Below are 8,087 nucleotides of genomic sequence, written 5' to 3'. Positions count from 1 at the left end.
TCAGTATCTGTGTCGGTATCTACATCAGTATCTGTGTCGGTATCAACGTCAGTATCTGTGTCGCCTGTCGATGGTTTAGTTGGTGCGATAGGATCAATATCGATATCATCAAAGTTTATGCCATCATTTGAATCTTGGTCTGTAGGTGGCTCTTGTGTATTTGAATTCACATTACCTTGTACAGATAAATAGTTTTTGCCAAGAATAAATGCATCACTTTGAATATGCTCCCACTGACCACCTTCATAAGCGATTGCAGCATAAATCCATTTCAGATCAGGATATTGGTCGGTTGTTACGCCTTCAATTTTGACAACTTTTTGGCCACCAATCATTTGAACAACGCCAGTACCTACAACAGTCTTATAATCATAAAAATCATAGACTTTTATCTGTTGTCCTACTTCAAATTTGGTACTCTTCAAGTAAAGGTGTTTTTTGTTATCCACCCAAGCTGTCACATCTTTCGTGGTAATGTCAGCATATTTACCCGTTATTAAATCACTATGAATTTCGGCTGGTGACTCTTTCTTACCGAAAGAAGCACTCTTAGAAGATTCATTTTCACCAACACCAACACGACTAATGGCTAAATTGCTTGAATCACCTAACCCTTTAACGGTATCCCATGAATGTGCGCCAGAATATTCAGTCACCACCCCCACAAATTTACCATTATGTAATGCCACATGCCCTTTACCGATTTCTTCAAAATCTCGTATACCTAATAGGTTTGTTGAGACTTTATAGAGAGTAAAGGCATCACCAGCTTTCAAACCGTCACCCGTGATCATAATCGTATGATCTTCAGTGATGTATGCTTCGACATTCTTAGGTGTTGAAGAATCCTTAACTTTAAAGCTACGACTAATATCTGAGGTGTCTTTTCCTAACTCTTTTTGATAGCCATACAGATAACTTAAATCGTTACCACTCGACTTGATATTGTTTGCTGTTTCTTTGTCTACAAAAATATCAACGTATTTGCTGCCATCTGTACGAGTGTGAACAGTACCTGAACCAAATGTTTTATCGACAGTACCAGAAATATTACCTAGCCATGCGCTATACCACGGTAAATCTTTACCTCCTAATGTAAAGACCGCACCATCAACAAGTCGGGCTCCTTCGATATGAATTTTACCGTCATTGGTAACAGTAATATCCAATGCGGTATCCAATGCACCCGCTGGTTTCTGCGTTTTTTCTCCCGTACTTAAATAAGGGTCAAACATTTTCAGAGAGTTAAGTGCATCGTTATAATCTTGCTGCAATTCAGCCAGCTTGATCTTCGAAATCGTTCCTGACAACTTAGCTTCCGTCATCACTTTATTGGCAGTTTGTAACTGTGTATAAAGCGAGTTGTAAACTAAATCTTTTTGTTCTTTGGTATCTGTTGCATTGAGTAACTTCTCAATGTTTTTCGCTTCAGAAACAACATTATCAATTAATATTTGAGCCGCGACGATTGGATCTTCAGCTGACAAATTATTGACTGAAATGTTGAGTTTATTCAGATTAGCCTGAACCATATCCAGTGGTGCGCCATCAATAATTGATTGCTCAACTAATTGATAAGCTTCACTCAGTTCTGCAGCTAATTTCTGAACAGCATCATATTTCTCACTCGCACTCTTAATACCTGACAGCTCTTTTGAAGAGGCATAAGCCTGATTCGTCATTTCCGTCAGTTGAGTGATGCTATTCCATGCTTTTGAGAAACCTTCAATTTCTTTACTAAATTCTTCAATTTGATAATTGTAATACGCTAATTTAACGTCTTTAACGCCTTTCGCGGAGTACTCTTCCGATAGTACTTTCGCATCATTTAATGCACGAATAGCAATTTTGTACTGCTCTTCAAAGACAGCATGATTAGAAAGCGTTGATTTATCTAAGTTGATATGTGCGTTATACACAGACTCTTGCAGTAAACTCATGACAATATCGAGGTCAGCAAAGGCTTGCTCACCTAACTGTCCATGGAATTCATTCATTAAGTTTACTTTGGTTTCATTAGCCGTATGCGCTGCACTATTAAGATAAGTCGTGCCTGCACTGTCTAATCCCAACTCTTTCGCTTTATTAGCACGCTCTTTACCTTCAGCTAATAACGCATTTGCTTCCGTTACGATAGATAAGAACTCGGTAGGATCTTTGATTACCGAAGTTGGGTCTTTTTTCAGTAGCTCATCAGCTTTTTTATACTCATTTGTCGCAGTTGTTAATAACTCTAAAGAGAGTGACATACGTGAGTAAGCATCAATTTCCTGAAGAACCCCTTTTGGATAATCAAGTTTGTTATCAAGTGAGTTGTAATACTTGTTGAGTTGATCTGTAAGATAATCTGGAACACCTTTGCTAGAAGCATTTGCTACTGCATCTTTAGCATTATTCAGACTATCTTGAGCCGCAATGACACTATTTTTAATTGCTGTCGCTTGCTGAATAGAAGTAATGTTGTTCTCTTTTGCTTCAGCCGCTTTATCAACCGCTTTTCTAACAGCAACCTCAGCTTCAGTTATTGCAGCTTTGGCATCGTTATAGGCTTCAATAATATCTTCTTCAGTAAGTTGATTATCTTTTGCTTGAGCAATCAATACTTCAGATTCATTATTTTGTTTATCAACAAGCGCTTCTGTTTCATCAAACTGCTTATCAACACCAGTGAAGGTTTTCAATAAAGCATCTTGTAAAGAACCAGCACTGATTGATGATTTAATATTGCTGACAACATCATCATATAAGCCTTTTGCTTCAATCAGTTGTTCTTTGGCTTCTAGCGCTTTAGCCAGTTTTTTCTCTGCTAACAGAATATTTTCTGCAGTTGGTGTTTTAACAGCTTGTTTCGCTGCCATTAAAGCATCATCAGAGAGTGTTTTTGCGTTATTTAATGCAGTATCAAGTGCGCTTTTGAAAATACCTAATTTTGCCAATGCATTTTCAATATTCTCTGGTGATTTATCTTTAGCCAGATCATTAATTGCATCATTCGCATCTTTAGCTTTATCTTCTAAACCATCAATATCAATCGCATTCAGAGTTAAGCCATCTAACGTAGTTTGCGCTGAACCAATCGTATCATTTGCACTATTAATACCTTTTAATGCATGTTCAATTAAACCTTGATCCACACCATCAATGTTTGCCGCATCATTAATGACACTGTGCAGTTTTTCTATATTCAGCTCAGCTTTATTAATAATATCTTGGGCATCTTTTACTGCTTTATCAAAGTTCTTAACATTGGCAGGACTTGGATTTTTCTGTGCGTGATCAAAAGCTGTTTGTGCTTTATCTACCGCTTTAATCACTTCGTTTAATTGCGCATTAATAACATTATCAACATTTAACAATGCTTTATTAATGGCGTCACTATCACCTGAGCCAATTTTATCTTTAAGATGATCAACTAATTGACTGATATCATCACCTTCAAAATCAGGTAATTTTTCATCAGGAATAGCATTCTTCGCTTTCGCAATATTTGCCCCAGCTTTGCTGATTTCATTGTCAAAGTATTTAATATTGGCAATGTATTCTTTAAATTCTGGGTTATTTTCTGGTGTTAAGCCTTTACTAATCGCTTTTTCAACAGTCTTTTGTAAGTCGCTGGTATTCTCTTTAGCTAATGTATACAGCTCATCAGCAGTATTAAGTAAATACTTCACATCTTGTAAAGCCTGCTGATATTCAACGCTAGACTTATCCATTTCGGCAAGTTTTAGTGCTGCTTCTAAGGCTTCTAAGGCTTTACTCGTAAGCTCTTGAACTAACTCATTGTTATTATCAATCGCTGCTTTTAATGCCTTATTGAAATTATTGATACTCTCTTTATTTTTTGGATCTAATTTATCTAATGCTGTATTTAAATCATCAAATACAACATGAGACTCAATTTCCTGAATCTGTTTATTCAGGTTATTGGCTTCTTTTTTCAGATCATTGAGGCGTTCTAAAAGCTCTGCTTCCGTCGCTTCATATTTCGCAATAACATTGCTACCTACACCACCTTTTAAGGCTTTATCTAATGCAGCTTTCACTTTCTCATCAGCTAATTCTGCATTTTCAATAGCTTTAGTGAACTCATTTAAGACTGTTTTCGCATTCTTAATATCTTGTTCTTTAGGTGATGTTGATTCCAATAGTTTTTCAATTTGACTATTCGCTGTTATGCCTTTTTTCTGAGCTTGAAGAATTTCAGTATCAAGTTTATCCAGCGTATTTTTGATATTCGCAATTAAATCAGGATCACCTTCCTGGTTATGTAAATTATCGAGAATATCAAGCGCATTATTAAGTGCAGTATTCGCACTGAGTAATGAGGTATCAGCTTGATCAGCTAACGCTTCTGTAACAATGAGATCAATATCTGTACCTTGTGCTTTTTCGATTAATTTATCGAGATGATCTTTACTATTTTGCGCTTTTTCAATGTATTGAGTCGCATCACGAACTGACTGTTCAGCAATCAATAAATCATCATAATTGCCTGATACTTTAGCTTTCTCAGCGTCATCTTTAGCAATATTCGCTTTTTCTTCAGCTAATTTAGCTAAATCAGCCACCAACTCAGCCGCTTTTTCTAAACTCTCTTTTGCTTTAGCCTTATTCTCATCCGTTGGATCTTTAATCACGTCATCAATCGCAGTATCTGCATCATCTAATGCAGGCTCTGTAATGTCTGAAGTTAATTTATCCAGAATATTTTGAGAAGTAAGAAGGTCATTTTCTGCAGTTGTCAGATGCTCAATCGTGATGTTTAAATCAGTAGCAGCATTTGTCGTATCAACGCCTTTGCTTTCTGCTTTATCAATTAATTGGCTTAATTGCTCTTTTGCAACATTTGCTTTATCAAATGCTTCTTGAGCTATTACTAATAATGCTTTAGCAGCCAATACATCGTCAGATGTTAAACTTTCACTTGCTGTTTCTGCTGCAACTTTTGCTTCATAAGCGAGTGTTTGTGCTTTCTCAGCCAACGTCACAACATACTCAGAGGCAGTGTCTAAAACCTCTTTAACTTGCTCTTTTTCTTCATCTGTTGAGTTTTCATCAAGATCATCAAGGCCTTTTTCAGCATCATCCAATGCACCCTGACCATCAAGATCTGCTTTGATATTTGCTAATGTATTTTCAGCATCACCCACAAGATTTAGCGCATTATCAATATGTTCATTCGCTAGGATAAATTCTGCCGTTGCATCCTGAACATTAACTTGTTTTGCCTGCGCTTTTTCAATCAGATTTTCTAATTGTTGTTGTGCTTCTTGAGCTAATTTAATTGCATCTTGAGCAACAACGACTGCATCGTAAGCCAATTGAATATCTGCGTCAGATTTACTGATAGCTGCTTTATCTGCCGCTTGTTTTGCTGCTTCTGACAATGCTTCAGCTTTTTGCGCTAATTCAGAGCCATATTTAACTGCATTATCAACCGCTTCTTTGGCTTTTTCTAACTTATCTTCTGATGCATCTTTACCCAAATCATCAATAATACTATTAGCATCATCAATTGGATTTTTATCATCAGTTTTACGTAAATCTTGGATAATGGCATCAGTATCATTAATCAGTTGATGCGTTGTATCAAGATTCGTTTGAGCCTGTTGAGCATCATCTAACGCAACCTCTGTTGAAACACCTTTTTCTTGTGCTTTAACAATAAGTTGGTCTAACTCTGCTTTTATTTGCTCAGCATGAGAGAATTCAACTTTTGCTTTCTCTAATAGAGCTTCAGCTTCAACAAGATCAGTCTGTTTACCGCTATTGAATGCTTTTTCTGCTGCTGATTTAGCAAGTTCAGCCAATATCAGTGCATTTTCTGTCACAGTAACAACATATTCAGATGCTAATTCAACCGCGTCTTTCGCTTGCTCTTTATCTTGCTCTGATGAATTTTCATCTAAATTATCAATAATCTCAGTACCCTTATCCAATGCATCTTTTACATCATCAATAAGTTGTAACTTATCAAGAATTGACTGTGTATCTTTTAGATTTTGAGTTGCTTCATCTAATGAGATTTGAGACTTATCAGCATCAATTTGAGCATCCGCTGTATCAACACCTTTACTTTGTGCTTTTACAATTAAGCTATCTAATGTTGCTTTAGCTTCATTTGCTTTATCTAATGCTTCATCCGCTTTAGCAAACAATGTCTTAGCGGCAGCAAAGTCTTTCGCACTACCAGAGATCAATGCTTTTTCTGCTGCCAGTTTGGCACTACTAGATAAAATTTCTGCTTTCGATGCTAAATTAACTACTAAATCTGAAGCAGCATCTAAAGAGACTTTTGCTTTAGCTAATTCATCTGGTGTTGAATTTTCAGTTAAATCATCAATCAGATCATTGGCCTTATCTAATGCATCTTGCTCTTTCAGTAAGTCATTCACCATATCCAAAATATTTTGTGTATGACTTAAAATATCATTGGCATTATCAATGTGTTCTTGTGAAAGAAGTGCATCAGATTGGGCTTCATCTGTATTAATTTCTTTAGCTATCGCCTTGGTAATTAGCGCATCCAACTTATCTTTAGCGACTTGAGCCTTATTAACTGCCTCTTGTGCTTTTTCTTGCAATAAAAGCGCGGTGTTCAGATCTTTTTCTTTGCCAGAAATGAGAGCTTGTTCAGCAGAATCATGAGCTTTTTTAGCCAAGATTTCTGCTTTTTCAGCGAGACCCACCACATAATCAGAAGCTGCATTTAATGATGCTTTAGCTTCTTCTTTTTGTGCATCAGTTGGATCTTCTGGTAAATCTTCAAGAATATCATCGGTTTTATCCAAGATATTCGTATCTTCACCATTAGTTTCTTTATCTAACATATCAATAATAAACTGCACATTCGCTAGTGTATGTGCGGCATCATCAATATGTCCCTGCGCTTTATTTGCATCAATTTGAGCATCAGTTATATCAATATCTTTCCCTTGAGCTTTTTGAATTAAGGCATCAAGTTCAGCTTTTGCTTGTTTCGCCGTATTTAATATTTCATTGGCTTGACTTAATAACGTTTTGGCTAAATCAATATCGACTTTATTCTCACTAATCAATGCTTTATCAATAGCGGCTTTAGCCATATCAGCATAAAGATCAGCTTTCAATGCCAATGCAACAACATATTCAGAAGCTGCATCTAACACTTTTTTCGCTTCAGCTTTCTCTTCTTCTGTTGCTGTATCTTTATCTAAGTCATCAATAATTTCGTTACCATCATCAATATTCCCACCTCCATTTTCGGTTGTGGTCAATGTATCAATGATTTTTTCAGCTGAATTCAGCGCACTGTTGGCTTCATCTAACTGTGCTTGAGCTGTTTCTGCGACCTGTTGTGCATCGGCAGTATCAACCCCTTTAGCATTTGCTTTGCCGATCAACGCATCTAATTTGGCTTTCACCGCTTCAGCGTTAGCAACGGCTTCTTGCGCCACTTTCAGTTCCGCTTGCGCTTGGGCTAAATCGGCTTTATCACCACTTATTAACGCTTTTTCCGCCGCGGTTTCTGCCGCTTGGGCTAACGCTAAGGCATCAGTAATTTGCTGACCAATCAACTCAGCCGCATTATCCAATTTCGCTTTAACTTCGGCTTTTTCTTTGTCAGACGCATCATCCGGCAGATCGTCGATCGCTGTATCAGTGTCATCAATCACATCGACGTCTAACAGGCTGTCGATGATTTGCTGAGCATTTTCTAAGGCTAATTGTGCGTCATCTAACTGACTTTGCGCTTTATCTGCAACCTGTTGTGCATCGGCAGTATCAACCCCTTTAGCATTTGCTTTGCCGATCAACGCATCTAATTTGGCTTTCACCGCTTCAGCCTTAGCAACGGCTTCTTGCGCCACTTTCAGTTCCGCTTGCGCTTGGGCTAAATCGGCTTTATCACCACTTATTAACGCTTTTTCCGCCGCGGTTTCTGCCGCTTTGGCTAACGCTAAGGCATCAGTAATTTGCTGGCCAATTAACTCAGCCGCATTATCCAGCTTCGCTTTAACTTCGGCTTTTTCTTTGTCAGACGCATCATCCGGCAGATCGTCGATCGCCGTATCAGTGTCATCAATCACATCGACATCTAACAGGCT

Annotated in this window: 1 pseudogene; it reads right to left on the bottom strand. The window is 37.6% G+C overall.

The annotated features are described in order from the left end of the window. Positions 1-8,087 (bottom strand): annotated as a pseudogene (locus DK866_RS19570) (hypothetical protein); the annotation flags it as partial.

It is taken from the genome of Proteus genomosp. 4 str. ATCC 51469 (genome assembly GCF_003144375.1).
Lineage (GTDB): Bacteria > Pseudomonadota > Gammaproteobacteria > Enterobacterales > Enterobacteriaceae > Proteus.
This window is presented reverse-complemented; position numbering and strand designations above follow the sequence as displayed.